Below are 15,921 nucleotides of genomic sequence, written 5' to 3'. Positions count from 1 at the left end.
GCGCCCCCCTTGAGGCCGGCCGTGCTCATCCTCCCGGAGGAACTCATGGAGAACGCCCTGCTCGACATCCGGCTGAAATCCGCGCCGCATCAGCCGGACTGGCAGGATTCCGCGCAGGTGCAGCTGGCCAGGAAGGAACTGGCCGTCCGCAGCCCGCTGGTGACCGGCGACGACGTCCGCCGGCTCACGTCGCTGCTGGCCCGGGTGGCCGCGGGCGAGGCACATGTGATCCAGGCGGGCGACTGCGCCGAGGACCCGGCCGAGTGCACCGCCGGACACGTCGCCCGCAAGGCCGCCGTCCTGGACCTGCTGGCCGGGGCCCTGCGGCTGATCACCCGCAAGCCGGTGCTGCGGGTGGGCCGGATCGCCGGCCAGTACGCCAAGCCCCGCTCGCAGCCGACCGAGGTGGTCGACGGCGTCGAACTGCCCAGCTACCGCGGCCACATGGTCAACAGCCCGGAACCGGACCCGGACAGCAGGCGCCCGGACCCGCTGCGGCTGCTCACCGGGTACATGGCCGCCCGCGATGTGATGGGCCATCTGGGCTGGCAGCCCGGCGGATCCACCCACTCGGGCATCGATCCGCTGGTGTGGACGAGCCACGAGGCGCTGCTCCTCGACTACGAGGTGCCCATGCTGCGCCGCGACGAGGCCGGCCGGCTGCTGCTGGCGTCCACGCACTGGCCGTGGGTCGGGGAACGCACCCGGATGGCCGACGGCGCGCACGTCGCGCTGCTCGCCGAGGTGACCAACCCGGTCGCCAGCAAGGTGGGACCGGGCATCACGGCCGACGAACTGCTCGCCCTGTGCGAACGGCTCGACCCGCACCGCGAGCCGGGTCGGCTCACCCTGATCGCCCGCATGGGCGCCGACGCCGTCGCCGATGTGCTGCCGCCCCTGGTGACCGCGGTCCGCAAGGCGGGACACCCCGTGATCTGGCTGACCGACCCCATGCACGGCAACACCGTCAAGGTCCACGGCGGTCTCAAGACCCGCTTCGTGGAGACCGTCGAGCGCGAGGTCATGGCCTTCCACCACGCGGTGACCTCCGCGGGAGGGGTCGCCGGGGGACTCCATCTGGAGACCACGCCCGACGACGTCACCGAGTGCGTCTCGGACCCCTCCGCCGTCGAGTGCGTCGGATCGGCCTACACCACCTTCTGCGACCCGCGGCTCAACCCGGGGCAGGCCATCTCCGTCGTCACGGCCTGGGGCCGGCAGCCGTAGTCCCGCAATCCCCCGGTGCCCGCAGCGGCGGAACCGGTCGCACAGCACTGTCCGCACGGTATGGAGGGAGCTCGGGAAGACATGGAGAACACCATCGCCCTGGTCACCGGCGCGGCCGGAGGCATCGGCAGCGCCGTGGTGCAGGCCCTGGCCGAGCGCGGGGTTGTCGTCGCCGCCGTCGACCGTGACGCGGACCTGCTCGACCAGGTGGTCGGCAGGCTCACCGCAAAAGGGCTGGAGGTCACCGCCTGCCCCGCGGACGTCACGGACAGCGACGACGTGGAGCGCACGGTGGAGCAGGTCGAACGGGTCCTGGGCCCCGTGGAGCACCTGGTCAACGCCGCGGGCGTGCTGCGGCTCGGTGAGGCCGTCGGACTCAGCGACGACGACTGGAACGCCACGTTCGCGGTCAACGCCACCGGCGTCTTCCGTGTGTCACGCGCCGTCGTACGGCGCATGAAGCAGCGCGGACACGGCAGCGTCGTCACCATCGCGTCCAACGCGGCCGGAACACCGCGCATGGAGATGGCGGCCTACGCCGCCTCCAAGGCCGCGGCGACGATGTTCACCAAGAGCCTCGGCCTGGAGGTCGCCCGGTACGGCATCCGCTGCAACGTCGTCGCCCCGGGCTCCACGGACACGCCCATGCTCAGCTCCCTGTGGAACGACGCCTCGGGCCCGCGCAGGACGATCGAGGGCCTGCCGGAGAAGTTCAAGGTCGGCATCCCCCTGGGGAGGATCGCCCAGCCCGCCGACATCGCCGACGCCGTCGCCTTCCTGCTCTCCAGCCAGGCGTCCCACATCACGCTGCACAGCCTCACCGTCGACGGCGGCGCATCCCTGGGCACCTGACCGCGGCACCACCCGACCACGCCAGGACCACACCAGAGCAACGAGAGGACGCCATGGCCGGTATCCCGACCATCGAGCCCTACCCGATGCCCACGGCCGGCGAACTGCCCGTCAGCACCGCCCCGTGGGCCGTCGACCCGGCGCGTGCCGTGCTGCTCGTCCACGACATGCAGCGCTACTTCCTCAGCCCCCTGCCCACGATGCTGCGCACCACCCTGGTGGACCACGTCACGCTGCTGCGGGAGCGGTGCGCGCAGCTGGGCGTCCCGGTGGCCTACACGGCCCAGCCCGGCGACATGACGGACACGCAGCGCGGTCTGCTGAAGGACTTCTGGGGGCCGGGCATGCGGGCCGCCCCCGCCGACCGGGCGATCGTCGAGCCGATCGCCCCGCGGCCGGGCGACTGGATGCTCACCAAGTGGCGTTACAGCGCCTTCTTCCGCACCGACCTGCTCTCCCGCATGCGCGCCCACGGGCGGGACCAGCTCGTCGTCTGCGGCGTGTACGCGCACATCGGCGTCCTGGCCTCGGCCATCGAGTCCTTCAGCCACGACATCGAGACCTTCCTGGTCGCCGACGCCGTCGCCGACTTCTCCCGCGACGACCACTGGATGGCTCTGAGGTACGCCGCACGGCGCTGCGCCGTGCTCACCACCGCCAAGGAGACCTTCGCATGACCGACTCCGCAAAGGCGCCGCAGGCCCCCGATCTGCTCGCGAGGATCCTCTCCCCCCGCCCGGGACCCTTCGCCGTGCTGCACCGGCCCGAGGCCGCCGGCCCCGGTGTGCTGGACGTCCTGGTCGGCGAGGTGTCCGAGCCGGCGACCCTCGCCGACGTGCCGCTGCCCGAGGCCGCCGGTGCCCCGCCCGGACCCCCGGGCCGGCACGACACCCTGGTCGTCATGCCCTACCGGCAGATCGCCGAGCGGGGCTTCGCCGTCCCCGACGACGGCTCCCCGCTGATCGCGCTCACGGTGACCGCCCAGGACACCGTGCCGCTCGCCGAGGCGACGGAACGGATCGGCGACCGGCCGATCCGGCTGAGCGGCGGCCGGTTCGACGTGGACGACGAGACGTACGCGGACGTGGTGCGCCGCGTCGTCGCCGACGAGATCGGCCAGGGAGTGGGCGCCAACTTCGTCATCAAGCGGTCGTTCACCGCCGAGATCACCGACTACGGCCCCCGCAGCGCCCTCACCCTCTTCCGGCGGCTGCTGGAGAGGGAGTCGGGCGGCTACTGGACCTTCGTCGTCCACACCGGTGACCGCACCTTCGTCGGCGCCACCCCGGAGCGGCACATCAGCGTCCGCGGGGGCAGGGCCGTGATGAACCCCATCAGCGGCACCTACCGCTATCCCGGTTCGGGCCCGACCCTGCCGGAGGTGCTGGCCTTCCTCGCGGACCGCAAGGAGACCGACGAGCTCTACATGGTCGTCGACGAGGAACTCAAGATGATGGCGCGCATCTGCGACGGCGGCGGGCGGGTCACCGGCCCGCACCTGAAGGAGATGGCGCGCCTGGCGCACACGGAGTACTTCATCGAGGGCCGCACCACGCGCGACCCCCGGGAGATCCTGCGCGAGACCATGTTCGCCCCGACCGTCACCGGAAGCCCGCTGGAGAGCGCGGCACGGGTCATCAGCCGCTACGAGCCCGAGGGACGCGGCTACTACAGCGGCGTCGTCGCGCTCATCGGACGGGACGAGCACGGCGCCCGGGAGCTGGACTCGGCCATCCTCATCCGCACCGCCGACATCGACGCCGGCGGCCGGGTGCGGATCGGCGTCGGCGCCACCCTGGTGCGGCACTCCGACCCGGTGTCGGAGGTCGCCGAGACCCGGGCGAAGGCCTCGGGGCTGATCGACGCCCTGCGCACGGGCGGGACCGCACGGTTCGCGGACCACCCCGACGTACGGTCGGCGCTGGCCCGCCGCAACGACGGGATCGCCGAGTTCTGGCTGTCCGACGAGTCGGAGCGGTTCCGGCCCGACCGCGCGCTGTCCGGGCGGCGGGTGCTGGTCGTGGACGCCGAGGACACCTTCACCGCGATGCTCGGGCACCAACTGCGGTCGATGGGCCTGGAGGTGACGGTGCGCCGCTTCGACGAGGCGTACTCCTTCGACGGGCACGACCTGGTCGTCATGGGGCCGGGGCCGGGCGACCCGCGCGACACCGCACACCCCAAGATCGCCCACCTGCGCGACGCGGTCCGCCGGCTGCTCGACGAGCGGCGGCCGTTCCTCGCCGTCTGCCTCAGCCACCAGGTGCTGTCGCGGGAGCTGGGCTTCCCGCTCGTCCGCCGGACGGTTCCCAACCAGGGCACGCAGCGGCGGATCGACCTGTTCGGCTCCACCGAACGCGTCGGCTTCTACAACACCTTCGCCGCCCGCAGCACCGACGCCAAACAGGAGTGCGCGGGCACCGGAGTGGTCGAGGTGAGCCGCGATGCGGAGACCGGGGAGGTGCACGCACTGCGCGGTCCGCATTTCGCGTCCGTCCAGTTCCACCCGGAATCGGTTCTCACCCTGGACGGGGTGCGCATCATCGGCTCACTGCTGACCGGTTTTCTGAACGACGGCAATCCGGCGGAACCTGACGGAAAAGAAATCTTCGGCGGCGATGTGACGGATATGCGGAAGCGCTCTTCTTTTCCCGTCCAAACGTCCTGAACACTGCTGCCGGGCACATCGACTGCTGTTTCGGGGAAACGACCTGAGAGGCTACACCTATGCTTCCTGTCCAGGCCAGTCGCAAGGGGCTCTACATGGGGCTCGTGGCCGAACGGGCCGCGGCCGAACACGGCGACCAGCTCATCATTCTCGACCATGATCTGGACCTGCTCCCGGAGGCCGGGCGGCGCATGACCTTCGCCCAGCTCGCGGAGCACATCGACGACATGGCGGCCCGTTTGCACGCGGCGGGCATAGGCCGCAGCGAACACGTCGCCATTCACAAGTCCAACGGATTCGACATCAACATTCTCTCCTGTGCCGTTTCCCGGATCGGCGCGGTCCCGGTGCAGCTTTCCCCCGCACTGGACGCGGAAAGCGTCGTCGCACTGCTGCGGAGGCTGGGCCGCCCGTACCTCATCACGGACACGGCCAAGCTGGACGGTCCGTTCGCCGATGCCCCGCTGGACGGGATCACCAGCGAAGTGATCATCGTCGCCGGGTCGCGCCCCGGCACCGTGTCGCTGGCGGACCTCGCCGGCGCCCCCCGTCAGAAGCCGGTCGTCCCGCACCCGGACCTGCCCGCGCTCATGACGCACACCTCCGGCACCACGGGCCTGCCCAAGCTGGTGGTCCACTCGGCCCGGACGCTGCACGGCCGCTACCGCCCGCAGGCCAAGCTCTTCGACATGATCCGTGAGCGGGAGACCGTGGCGCTGCACGTGTCCTACGTGCACTCGCGGATGCCGCTGGCGCTGGCTGTGCTGCTTCCCCGGGGCAACCGGATGGTCGTCATGAACGACGCCACCCCCGAGAAGGCGGCGCGGCTGTGGGCCGAGACCCGGCCGGGCTTCATCGAGTCCCACCCCAACTCCTTCATGGAGTGGGAGGCCCTGGTCGACCACCCGCTCAAGCCGCTGGCCAACGTGAAGTACTTCAGCACCACGTTCGACGCCATCCACCCGAGCACCATGCACAAGCTGCTGCACGCCACCGAGCGCAGCTCGCCGATCTTCTACCAGATCTACGGGCAGAGCGAGACCGGCCCGCTGGTCGGCCGCGCCTTCACCCGCGAGACGGCGCTCGGCGCCGACGGCCGCTGCCAGGGGTACGCCTTCCCGGGCGACACCAAGTTCAAGCTGGTGAGCCGCAACGGCAAGGAGGTGACCCGGGACAACCCCGGATACATCGACGTGCAGGCCGCGGGCCGGGCCCTGGGGTACTTCGGTGAGCGCGAGCGCTACGACGCCCAGGTGCACGGCGGCTGGTGGCGCGGCATGGACCTCGGCTACCGCACCGAGGAGGGCTGCCTGCACCTGCTGGACCGCGAGGTGGACACCATCCCGGGCATTCACTCCACCCTGGAGATCGAGGACACCGTCCTCAGCCGGCTGGACGAGCTGACCGAGCTGGTCGTCGTCCCCGGGCCGGACGAGGAGCCCGTACCGGTGCTGTGCACCCGTGACGACCTGCCGCTGGACCGGGAGCGCTGGAAGGCGGCGACCACCGAGTGGCCGCAGCTGGCGGAGCCCGTCCAGATGAAGCTCACGGAGCTGCCGCGCACCGCCACGATGAAGGTGCAGCGGATCGAGCTCGCGGCACGCCTGCGGCGCCGTGCCGTGGGCCGGGCGTCCTGACCGCGCGACCGGCGACAGGGAGCGACAGGGAGGAGGACACCCGATGAATGCCGGCGATGCCGATGTGCTGATCGTCGGAGCGGGTCCCACGGGACTGCTCGCCGCGTGCGAGCTGCTGCGCCGCGGAGTCCGCGTCCGGATCGTCGACCGCGCGACGGAGCCCGCGGGAGTGCCCAAGGCGCTGTCGCTGTGGCCGCGGGTGCGGGACATCCTCACGGACCTGGGCGTGGGGGACGAGGTGCGGCGCGCGTCGATCCCCATCCACGCCTTCCGCTACTTCTCGGACCGCAGGGCGGTCGCGTCCCTCACCTTCACGGAGGACCTGGCGGCCCGTCAGCTGCCGCAGTACGAGACGGAACGGATCCTGACCGGGCGGCTGCACCTGCTGGGCGGGAAGATCGAACGCGGGGTGCGGCTGCTGTGCCTGGAGGAGGTGGACCACTCCGGCAGGATCGAACCCGGGGGCACGGTCACCGCCGTCCTCGAGCACGAGGACGGGACGGTGGAGCGGGCCGCCGTGCCCTTCGTCATCGGCGCCGACGGCGCCGGCAGCACGGTCCGCGGACAGCTGGGCATCGGCTTCGAGGGCACCACGTACGAGATGGCGTTCGCGCTCGTAGACACGCGCATAGACGGCCATCTGCCCCCGGACGAGATCGCCTACTACCAGACCACCGGCGGAACCCTGGTGGTCGTGCCCCAGCCCCAGGGGGTGTTCCGCTTCCTGTCGGTGATGCCCGAGGGGGGCACCATGTCCCGCGAGGTCATGCAGGAGATCATCGACACGCGCGGCCCGCGCGGCGTGCGGATCACCGAGCCGGTCTGGGAGACCGTCTTCCGGGTGCACGCGCGACGGGCCACCGACTTCCGGCGCGGCCGGGTCTTCCTGGCCGGGGACGCCGCGCATGTGCACAGCCCGGCGGGCGGACAGGGCATGAACAACGGCCTGCAGGACGCCCAGAACATCGCCTGGAAGCTGGCCGCCGTCCTGCGGGGGCACTCCCCGGCCTCCCTGCTGGACACCTACCACACGGAGCGTGCCGAGGCCACGCGCCGCATCGTCCGGGACACCGATCTGCACACCCGTGCCCTGACCGCGCACACACCGGGACGCGTGGCCGTCCGCGACAGGACGTTCGCCCTGCTGGACCGTTCCGGTGCCGCGGCCCGGCTGTACGCGCCGGTCATGGCCGGACGGCGGCTGGCCTACGCCCCCGAGCGGAGGACCCAGCAGCCCTCCAGCCGGTTCTGCCGCATACGCGGCCGGATCCCGGGGGCGCCGGCGCCCGGCGCGGTGTTCCCGCGCACGGCGGCCCTGGCGCTCGGCCTGGCGGGCCCGGACGCGGACCCGACGGTGTGGACGCTGCTGCTGCGGCCTCCCGCCGGGGACGCCCGGTGGACGGCCGAGGTGGGGCACATCGCCGCCCGGTGGCCGCGGCTGCGGGTCCTCAGACCGGCGTCGGGCGTGGCCGCGGGGCATCGGCTCTGCACCCGTCCCGGCTACTATCTGATCCGGCCGGACGGCCACATCGCCGCCCACGGCCATGCCGCGGACCTGGACCGGCTGGAGGCCGAACTCGGCTTCGGGCTCGTTCCGGGGGTCCGCTGAGACCGCTCCCTCCTTTTCTCTCCTTTTCTCTCCTTTTCCCGGTGTTCCCCCCGACGAGCCGGCCGGCGCCGGCGACCGGTCACCGGACCGTGCTGTGCCGGCTCCGGCGCGACGGCCCCGTTCCCCCCGTACGACGCCCCGCGGGCGGGAACGGGGCCGTCCGCCGCCCCGCCGTCACCTCCTTCGGCGGCCGGGTGTCACCGGCTCGTCCTCCGGCGGGTCGGGCAGCGCCAGGCACAGGGCGTCCAGGGCAGCCGTGAAGACGTGGTCCGGAGGTGTGCCGTAGCCGATGACCAGGCCGTCGCGCGGCGGCATCGTGCTGTCGGGGTGGCGGTAGGGGCGCAGCCCGTCGAGGGCCAGTCCCTGCCGCCGGGCCGCACGCAGAGCCATCTCCTCGGTGCCCGGCGGCAGTTCGAGGACGGCGTGCAGTCCCGCCGAGATACCGCTGACCTTGATGTGCGGGGCGCGTTCGGCGAGCACGCTCGCCAGCAGGTCGCGGCGGCGCCGGTAGTGCTGCCGCATACGGCGCAGATGCCGGTCGTAGGCGCCGCGGGCGATGAAGTCGGCGAGGGTGAGCTGGTCGACGACGCCCGACCACATCTCCCGGGGACCCTTGGCGGCGATGATGTCGTCGACCAGCCATCCGGGCAGCACCATCCAGCCCAGCCGCAGCGCCGGGGACAGGCTCTTGCTGGTCGAGCCGATGTGGACGACCCGGTCGGGGTCGAGGCCCTGCACCGCGCCGACCGGCTGCCGGTCGTAGCGGAACTCGCCGTCGTAGTCGTCCTCCACCAGCACCCCGCCCGTGGAGCGGGCCCAGTCGATGACCGCCGCCCGGCGCTCCGGGTGCAGGGGACCGCCGGTCGGGAACTGGTGCGCCGGCGTGAGCACCACGGTCCCGGCGCCGGTGGCGGGCAGTTCGTCGATCCGGGCCCCGTGCGAGTCGACCGTCAGCGGGACGGTGCGCAGACCGATCTCCGCGAGGATGTCGCGGTGGAAGTCCAGCCCGTACGACTCCACCGCGACCGTGCCGCGCAGCACGCTGCCCAGCAGCCGCAGCCCGTGCGCGAAGCCGGAGCAGATCACGATCCGGTCGGGTTCGGTGCGCACCCCCCGTGCCCGCGCCAGGTACTCCGCGAGCGCCTCCCGCAGTTCCACCCTGCCCCGTGGATCGCCCACGCCGAAGGCGTCGTTGGGGGCGGCGGCGACGGCCCTGCGGACGGAGGTGAGCCAGGCGGTGCGCGGGAAGGCGGCCGCGTCGGGGGAGCTGGGCATCAGGTCGTACACCACGCGGCGGCGGGTCCGGCGCTGCGGGGGACGCGCCTGGTCCGGACGGAGCGGCTCGGCCCGCCGGGCGACCCGGGTGCCGGAGCCCTGGCGGGCCGAGAGCCAGCCCTCCTCGACGAGTTCGGCGTAGGCGCCGGCGACGGTGTTGCGGGCGATGCCCAGGTCCTGGGCGAGGCTGCGGTAGGGAGGAAGCTGGGTGCCCGGGGCGAGCCGGCCGGACCTGATGGCCTCCCGAAGGGCGTGCATGAGCTGACTTCGCAGGCTTCCCTCACCGGAGAGCTCCAGGTGGAGATCGGCCCCTGTGGCCTGCTCGGAATCGGCTTCGAAGGAGTCCAGGGACGAGATTTCTAAGGACGAGGACTCCGAATGATTGGCCCATGTTTTTGCCATGAGAATGCACCATAGCGTGGGTCGTTTTCGCGCTTAGGGTCATGGCATGACAGCGTTTCAGGTACCCCAGCGCATGAACTTCTCCGCCGTCGCCCCCAAGGTCTTCAAGGCGGTTCTCGCCCTCGACGCCGCCGCCCGCGAGGGGCTCGACCCCGTCCTGCTGGAGCTGGTGCAGATCCGCGCCTCCCAGATCAACCACTGCGCGTACTGCATCGACTACCACACCTCCGACGCCCGCAAGGCCGGGGAGACGGAGGAGCGCATCTACCAGCTCTCCGCCTGGGAGGAGTCGAGCCTCTACACCGAGAAGGAGCGGGCCGCCCTGGCGCTGACCGAGGCCGTCACCCTCCTGCCCCAGGGGGTGTCGGACGAGGTCTACAACGAGGCCGCGAAGCACTTCGACGAGAAGGAGCTCGCCCAGCTCATCGCGTTGATCTTCACGGTCAACGTGTGGAACCGCATGAACGTCACCACGCGCAAGACGCCCGGTACCGAGTGACCGACCGTCTCCCCACGGGCGGTGGCCGATCCACCGAGGCCACCGCCCGTGGCATGCCATGACCCTCTTCCTGCCGAAGGGCTGATGAAGCCGTGACCACCGTTGACACACCGGTGTCCGCTCCCGCCGGCCGCTCGCCCGTCAAGGGCTGGCTCGCCGTCCTGGCGGTGACCCTGGGCATCTTCTCCCTGATGACCTCCGAGCTGCTGCCCGTGGGCCTGCTCACCCCGGTCGGCTCCGCCCTGGACGTCTCCGAGGGCACCGCGGGACTGATGGTGACCGTTCCCGGCCTGGTCGCCACCGTCTCGGCGCCCCTGGTCACCGTGGCCACCGGCCGCATCGACCGCCGGATCGTGCTGGCGGTCCTGATCGGACTGGTGGGCGCGGCCAACCTGGCCTCCGCCTTCGCCACCAGCTTCGCCATCGTCCTGGTCGCCCGCTTCCTGATCGGCATCAGCGTCGGCGGCTTCTGGTCCATCGCCGGCGGCATCGCGCTGCGCCTGGTGCCGGAGAAGCACGTGCCCCGGGCCACCGCCGTCATCTTCGGAGGTGTGGAGACCGCGTCCGTCCTGGGCGTCCCCACCGGGACGTTCATCGGCGACCTCAGCGGCTGGCGCACGGCGTTCGCCGCCGTGGGCATCCTCGGACTGACCTCCCTGACCTGCATGCTCTTCCTGATGCCGAAGGTGCCGGCCCAGCAGACCATCACCTTCGCGGAGCTGCCGCGGGTCTTCAAGGGCAACGCGGGAGTGCGGGCCGGGATCGCCATCACCTTCCTGGTCATCACCGGCCACTTCCTGGCCTACACGTTCGTCCGGCCGATCCTCCAGGAGGACGGCATCGACGACAACCTGATCGGCGCGCTGCTGCTGACGTTCGGAGTCGCCGGCATCTGCGGCAACTTCATCGCCGGAGCGCTCGTCGCCAAACGGCTGCGGCAGACCGTCGCGGGCATCTCCGTGGTCCTCACCGGGGCCATGGTGCTGCTCGCGGTCGTCGACACGAACGTCGTCACCGCGGGTGCCATCCTGATCCTGTGGGGCCTGGGCTACGGCGCGGTGCCCGTCACCTTCCAGACCTGGATTCTCGACGCCGCACCGGACACCACCGAGGCCGCCTCCTCGCTGTACGTCTCCACCTTCAACCTGTCCATCGCGCTCGGCGCGCTCTTCGGCGGCTTCGCCGTCGACGGCATCACCACCACGAGCGTGCTGTGGATCGGCGCCCTCCTCGCCATCCTGACGCTGCTCGTGGTGGGCGGAGCCCGCCGCACCGCGCCCGCCTCCACCGACTGAGGCGGGCGGACGGCCGCCGCCACCTCCAAGACCACCCGTCCCCCGTTCAAGTCCCCCGCACGGGGGACGGGTTTCTCTCCCCCCTTCCCCACTCTCTCTTCTCTCCTTCTCCTCCCTTTCCCTCCCCGTTCTTGCACGGACCCCACGTCCCTTCATGAACTCCGCGGACGCCCGTGCCCGTCGAACCGCGCCGGCGTCCTCCAACCACGAGACAAGGAACGTCATGACCGAGAACACCAGCCCCTCCGTGGGCGTGATCCGCGTCGGCGACGACGCCTATCAGGACCTGTCCGTACGGGGTGTCAACAAGCGCTTCACCGCCGAGCCGGAGGCGTTCCACGTCGTCACCAGCGCCGAGCAGGTCGTGAACGCGGTGCGCGAGGCGGTCCGGGACGGAAAGAGGATCGCCGTACGCAGCGGCGGACACGGATACGAGAACGTGGTCGGCGACCCGGCCGTGCAGGTGGTCATCGACCTGGGCGAGATGCGCGAGGTGTCCTTCGACCCCGAGCGCAAGGCGTTCGCCGTCGAACCCGGTGTCCGGATGGCGGATCTGTACCGGACCCTGTACGAACGCTGGGGCGTGGTCCTCCCGGCGGGCGACAGCGCGACCGTCGGAGTCGGCGGTCACGTGGCCGGCGGCGGCTTCGGCTCCCTGTGCCGCAGCGCGGGCCTCGCGGCCGACCATCTGCTGGCCGTGGAGGTCGTCGTGGTCGACGCCTCCGGCGACGTCCGTACGGTCGTGGCCACCCGCGACCCCGCGGACCCGCACCACGACCTGTGGTGGGCCCACACCGGTGGCGGCGGCGGCAACTTCGGCGTCGTCACCCGCTACTGGTTCCGCTCCCCGGACGCCACGGGGGACGATCCCCGCGAGGCCCTGCCCCGGCCCCCGGCCTCCGTCCTGACGGGCACCGTCCTGTTCAACCGGGAGTCCCTGAGCCGGACGGCCCTGCGCACCCTGGTCGGCAACTTCGGCCGCTGGCACGAGAACAACAGCGCACCGGACTCCCCTTACACCGCTCTCTTCTCCGGCCTCGTCCTGTTCGGCAGGCCGCGTGAGGGCGACCCCGGCATGGGGGCCGTGGCCTTCGCCCACGTGGACGCCACCCGCCCGGACGCCGACAGGCTGATGAGCGACTACGTCTCCGAACTCACCGCCGGGCTCGGTGACTTCCCGACCGTCCTGCCCACCGAGGTCGTGCCCTGGCTCGAGGCCAAGAAGGCCCTCGCCCAGGCCCAGGACGCGGAGATCGGCCGGCAGAAGGTCAAGTCGGCGTTCCTGCGCCGCGGTTACTCCGACGACCAGATCGACACGCTCTACGACTACCTCGACAGCACGGACCACAGCAACGACAGCAGCCTGGTCTCGCTGCAGTCCTACGGCGGCCGTGTCAACACGGTGGCCGGCGACGCCACCGCATCCGCCCAGCGGGACTCCGTCATCCAGGCGTTCTTCATGAACACCTGGCAGGACGCGAAGCTCGACGAGACCAACATCGACTGGATGCGCAGGCTCTTCCGTGACCTGTACGCCAAGACCGGCGGCGTTCCGGTACCGGGAGAGGAAAACGACGGCTGCTACATCAACTTCCCGGACACCGACATGGCCGACCCCGAGTGGAACACCTCGGGCGTCCCCTGGGAAGAGCTGTACTACAAGGGCAACATCGCACGTCTGCGTGAGATCAAGGCCGCATGGGATCCGCGCAACGTCTTCCGCCACACCCTGTCGATCCGCAGCGAGGGCTGACCCCCGGGACACAAGGCCGCGGGCTCATCCACCGGATCGTGGGTGGGCCCGCCGGCGGGAGCCGATGCCGACCGGGTGGGGCACGCCGTCGTCGGCGGCCGGATGTGAACCGGGGCTCCCCGAAGGGCGGCCGGCGGCTCCATGCCCGGTGCGTTGACGCACCGGCGGTGAGTGAGAGATAACCATTCCGGCCACTCAGTGTGCCATTCCAGCCACTCGACGTATTCGTGATCATGCGGAGGTCCCCGTGCACGAAGATGCTGTCAGATCATCGGCGCATCACGGCACGTGTGGCCACGCAGACCGGGGAGAGACCGAGTGACTCGTGTGTGCAGGGGTGCTGTCCCGCACGCCCGCATGAGGCGGGACCCGAAAAGGGGCACCGCGCCCACGGCACGCGCCGACAGACGTCACAGCAACCCATGTGCGCGCGGGGCAGCCGCTGTACCGGTCCGCGGCTGCAGAGGGGGACCGTCGGGACATTTCCCGGTGCCCGGTGCGTAGGTCATGGCCCCGCGCCGGACGCAACTCTGACGCCGGGACGAACCGACCTGACGCGGGTCCACAGCGGACTGTTCGTCATGGGCCGGAGCCAATACAGGTAAGGACGTCGGAATGCTGCACTTTGCCCTTCTCGGACCGATGGAAATACGCGTGAACGGTGAGCTGCGGACGCCCAGCGCGCCCATGGCCCGCCGGGTTCTCGCACTGCTGCTGACGCACGCGGACCGCGTCGTCCCCACAGAGCTGCTGATCGACGAGTTATGGGGCGAACGGCCGCCCGCGCGGGCACGCAAGACCGTCCAGACATACATCTACCAACTGCGCAAGGTCCTGAGCGGCGACGAGAGCTCCGGCCAGAACCAGGACCTGGTGGAGACCCATCCGCACGGCTACCGCCTTCTGCTGCACAACTGCCGGCTGGATGTGAAGGACTTCCAGACCCTGGTGCGCGAGGGGCGGGAGGCCCTCGCACGCGGCCGGGCGGGCGAAGGCGCGGCGTTGTTACGCCGGAGCCTGGAGCTGTGGCGTGGTGAGCCACTGGAGGACGTCGGGGTCGGGGCCGTTCTGGCCGCCCAGGTCGCACGGCTGGAGGACCTCAGGATACAGGCGCTGGAACAGCGCATCGCAGCGGACCTCGCCTTGGGCGAGGACCAGTCGCTTCTGGAGGAAATCAGGGACCTGACCTATCAGTACCCCCTGCACGAGGAGTTCTGCGCCCAGTTGATGACGGCGGCGAAACGCTGCGGACAGCGGGGCGAGGCCCTGGCCGCGTACAGCCGGCTGCGCAGGGCCATGGCCGAGCAGCTGGGGCTCGAGCCCTCGGCACGCCTGCGGGAACTCCAGAACAGGGTGCTGGCCGGCCGGGACGACCGGCCGCACACGCCGTCACGGACCGGCGGCACGGGCGCACCGTTCCAGCTTCCCCCGGCCATTGGCGACTTCGTCGGACGTCAGGACGAGCTGAGCCGGATCGAACGTGCCGTGAAGGAACCCGGCGCCGTCCCGGAGGTGCGGATCGTGACGGTGACCGGGGGGCCGGGCATGGGAAAGACCCAGATCGCGCTCCAGATGGCGCACCGGCTGCGGAGCGACTTTCCCGACGGACAGCTCAAGGCGAGCCTCCACCTGGAGGACGGGACGCCGCAGCATCCGGCCGAGGCCCTCAAAGGGCTGCTGGCCGCCGTCGGGTACGACAGGCGCTCCCTGCCGGAGCGGACCGACGACCTCTCCCACACGTTCCGGGGCTGGGCGGCCGGCCGGCGCTTCCTCCTGCTGCTGGACGACGCCGCCGACAGGGATCAGGTCCTGCCCCTGCTGCCGGCGGGTGCGGGCAACACGGTGATCATCACCTCGCGCCGCCGTATGACCGGACTGCCGGGAGCGGTGACCCCCATCGAGGTGGGGCCGATGCCGGAAGCCGATGGAAGCCGACTGCTGGCGCAGGTGGTCGGCGGGGACCGAACGGCACGGGAGCCCGCGGCGACAGCGGCCATCGTCGCCAGGTGCGAGGGCATACCACTCGCCATCCATGCGATCGGAAGCCGGATCGCCGCCTGGCCCGGCCGCAGCATCGCGGACTTCGCGGCCCGGCTGGACGACGAACAGCACCGCCTGGAGGAACTGAGCGGCCCGCACCTGGATGTCCGCGACTATCTCGTCGCCTCCGCCGACCGGCTGCCCCGCGAGGCCAAAGAGGTGCTGGCCGAGGTCAGCAGGGCTGGGCGCACCGAGGTCACCGTGGCACAACTCGCCCACGCCCTGCGCCGGCCGGTGCCGTTCGTCGAACGCTCGGTGGAGCTGCTGGCGGCGTTCCACGTTCTCAAGCCGGTGGTGCGCAACGGCCAGCACCTGCTGCGCGTCTCGCCCCTGCTGCGTCTCGCCTTCGCGCGCGGGGAGCACACACGCGAACCCTTCACACGGAACGTGGTGATCAGCGGCGACGCGTGCCCGGTCGCCGCGCGGCCGTGCCAGTGCCCGGTGGCACGGGGCTCGCACTGGCTGGAGAACAAAGTGCCGGTGGACCGGCCCTGGATCGGGTGGACCGGTCCCGGGCCGTTTCAGTCGCCCTCGTGCGCACTTCCTGTCCTGTCGGGCAAGTGAACGACTGAGGAGTTTGGGTGAGCAGGTTGCGTTGGTTGACCGCGGGGGAGTCCCACGGACCGGCACTCGTGGCCACGCTGGAGGGGCTTCCGGCCGGGGT

11 protein-coding genes are annotated in these 15,921 nt (G+C 71.3%); 10 read left to right on the top strand and 1 reads right to left on the bottom strand.

The features are described 5' to 3' along the window. Window positions 1–45 precede the first annotated feature (45 nt). The 6 genes from ABD224_RS13230 (at window position 46) to ABD224_RS13205 (ending at window position 7,993) form a co-directional block, all read left to right on the top strand. A complete protein-coding gene (locus ABD224_RS13230; RefSeq protein ID WP_344049780.1) occupies window positions 46–1,227 on the top strand; it encodes a 3-deoxy-7-phosphoheptulonate synthase in 1,182 nt (393 codons plus the stop codon). Between the two features lie 81 nt (window positions 1,228–1,308). Further along, on the top strand, window positions 1,309–2,079 hold the full coding sequence (locus ABD224_RS13225) for a 2,3-dihydro-2,3-dihydroxybenzoate dehydrogenase (protein WP_344049690.1): 771 nt from the start codon (window positions 1,309–1,311) through the stop codon (window positions 2,077–2,079). Window positions 2,080–2,132: 53 nt separating this feature from the next. Continuing rightward, window positions 2,133–2,756 (top strand): isochorismatase family protein, encoded by a 624-nt coding sequence (locus ABD224_RS13220; protein WP_344049689.1) that lies wholly within the window; start codon window positions 2,133–2,135, stop codon window positions 2,754–2,756. Further along, the gene (locus ABD224_RS13215) at window positions 2,753–4,747 is read left to right on the top strand and encodes an anthranilate synthase family protein (RefSeq protein ID WP_344049688.1); all 1,995 of its coding nucleotides are present in this window, start codon (window positions 2,753–2,755) and stop codon (window positions 4,745–4,747) included. The genes ABD224_RS13220 and ABD224_RS13215 overlap by 4 nt, the downstream gene beginning before the upstream one ends. A 59-nt stretch (window positions 4,748–4,806) precedes the next feature. Continuing rightward, window positions 4,807–6,384 (top strand): class I adenylate-forming enzyme family protein, encoded by a 1,578-nt coding sequence (locus ABD224_RS13210; protein ID WP_344049687.1) that lies wholly within the window; start codon window positions 4,807–4,809, stop codon window positions 6,382–6,384. A gap of 43 nt (window positions 6,385–6,427) precedes the next feature. Then, window positions 6,428–7,993, top strand: coding sequence for an FAD-dependent monooxygenase (locus ABD224_RS13205; protein ID WP_344049686.1), 1,566 nt, complete (start codon window positions 6,428–6,430; stop codon window positions 7,991–7,993). Between the two features lie 174 nt (window positions 7,994–8,167). On the opposite strand, the gene pdxR is transcribed toward ABD224_RS13205, so the two are convergent. Beyond that, window positions 8,168–9,670, bottom strand: a complete 1,503-nt coding sequence (gene pdxR, locus ABD224_RS13200; protein ID WP_344049685.1) for a MocR-like pyridoxine biosynthesis transcription factor PdxR — start codon at window positions 9,668–9,670, stop codon at window positions 8,168–8,170. A gap of 46 nt (window positions 9,671–9,716) precedes the next feature. Here pdxR and ABD224_RS13195 point away from each other — a divergent pair, with 46 nt between their 5' ends. From ABD224_RS13195 to ABD224_RS13180, 4 genes are all read left to right on the top strand, one after another. Continuing rightward, window positions 9,717–10,169 (top strand): carboxymuconolactone decarboxylase family protein, encoded by a 453-nt coding sequence (locus ABD224_RS13195; protein WP_236561006.1) that lies wholly within the window; start codon window positions 9,717–9,719, stop codon window positions 10,167–10,169. 92 nt (window positions 10,170–10,261) lie between these two features. Then, complete coding sequence (locus ABD224_RS13190; protein ID WP_344049684.1) at window positions 10,262–11,464, top strand: MFS transporter; 1,203 nt, start codon at window positions 10,262–10,264, stop codon at window positions 11,462–11,464. 223 nt (window positions 11,465–11,687) lie between these two features. After that, window positions 11,688–13,217, top strand: coding sequence for an FAD-binding oxidoreductase (locus ABD224_RS13185; RefSeq protein ID WP_344049683.1), 1,530 nt, complete (start codon window positions 11,688–11,690; stop codon window positions 13,215–13,217). A gap of 654 nt (window positions 13,218–13,871) precedes the next feature. Next, entirely contained in the window at window positions 13,872–15,821 is a 1,950-nt protein-coding gene (locus ABD224_RS13180) for an AfsR/SARP family transcriptional regulator (protein WP_344049682.1), read from the top strand. The last annotated feature ends 100 nt before the right edge of the window (window positions 15,822–15,921 follow it).

Source organism: Streptomyces thermoalcalitolerans (genome assembly GCF_039525155.1).
GTDB classification, from domain to species: domain Bacteria; phylum Actinomycetota; class Actinomycetes; order Streptomycetales; family Streptomycetaceae; genus Streptomyces; species Streptomyces thermovulgaris.
Note: the sequence above shows the minus strand (reverse complement) of the source record. Positions and strands in the feature narration are given on the sequence as shown.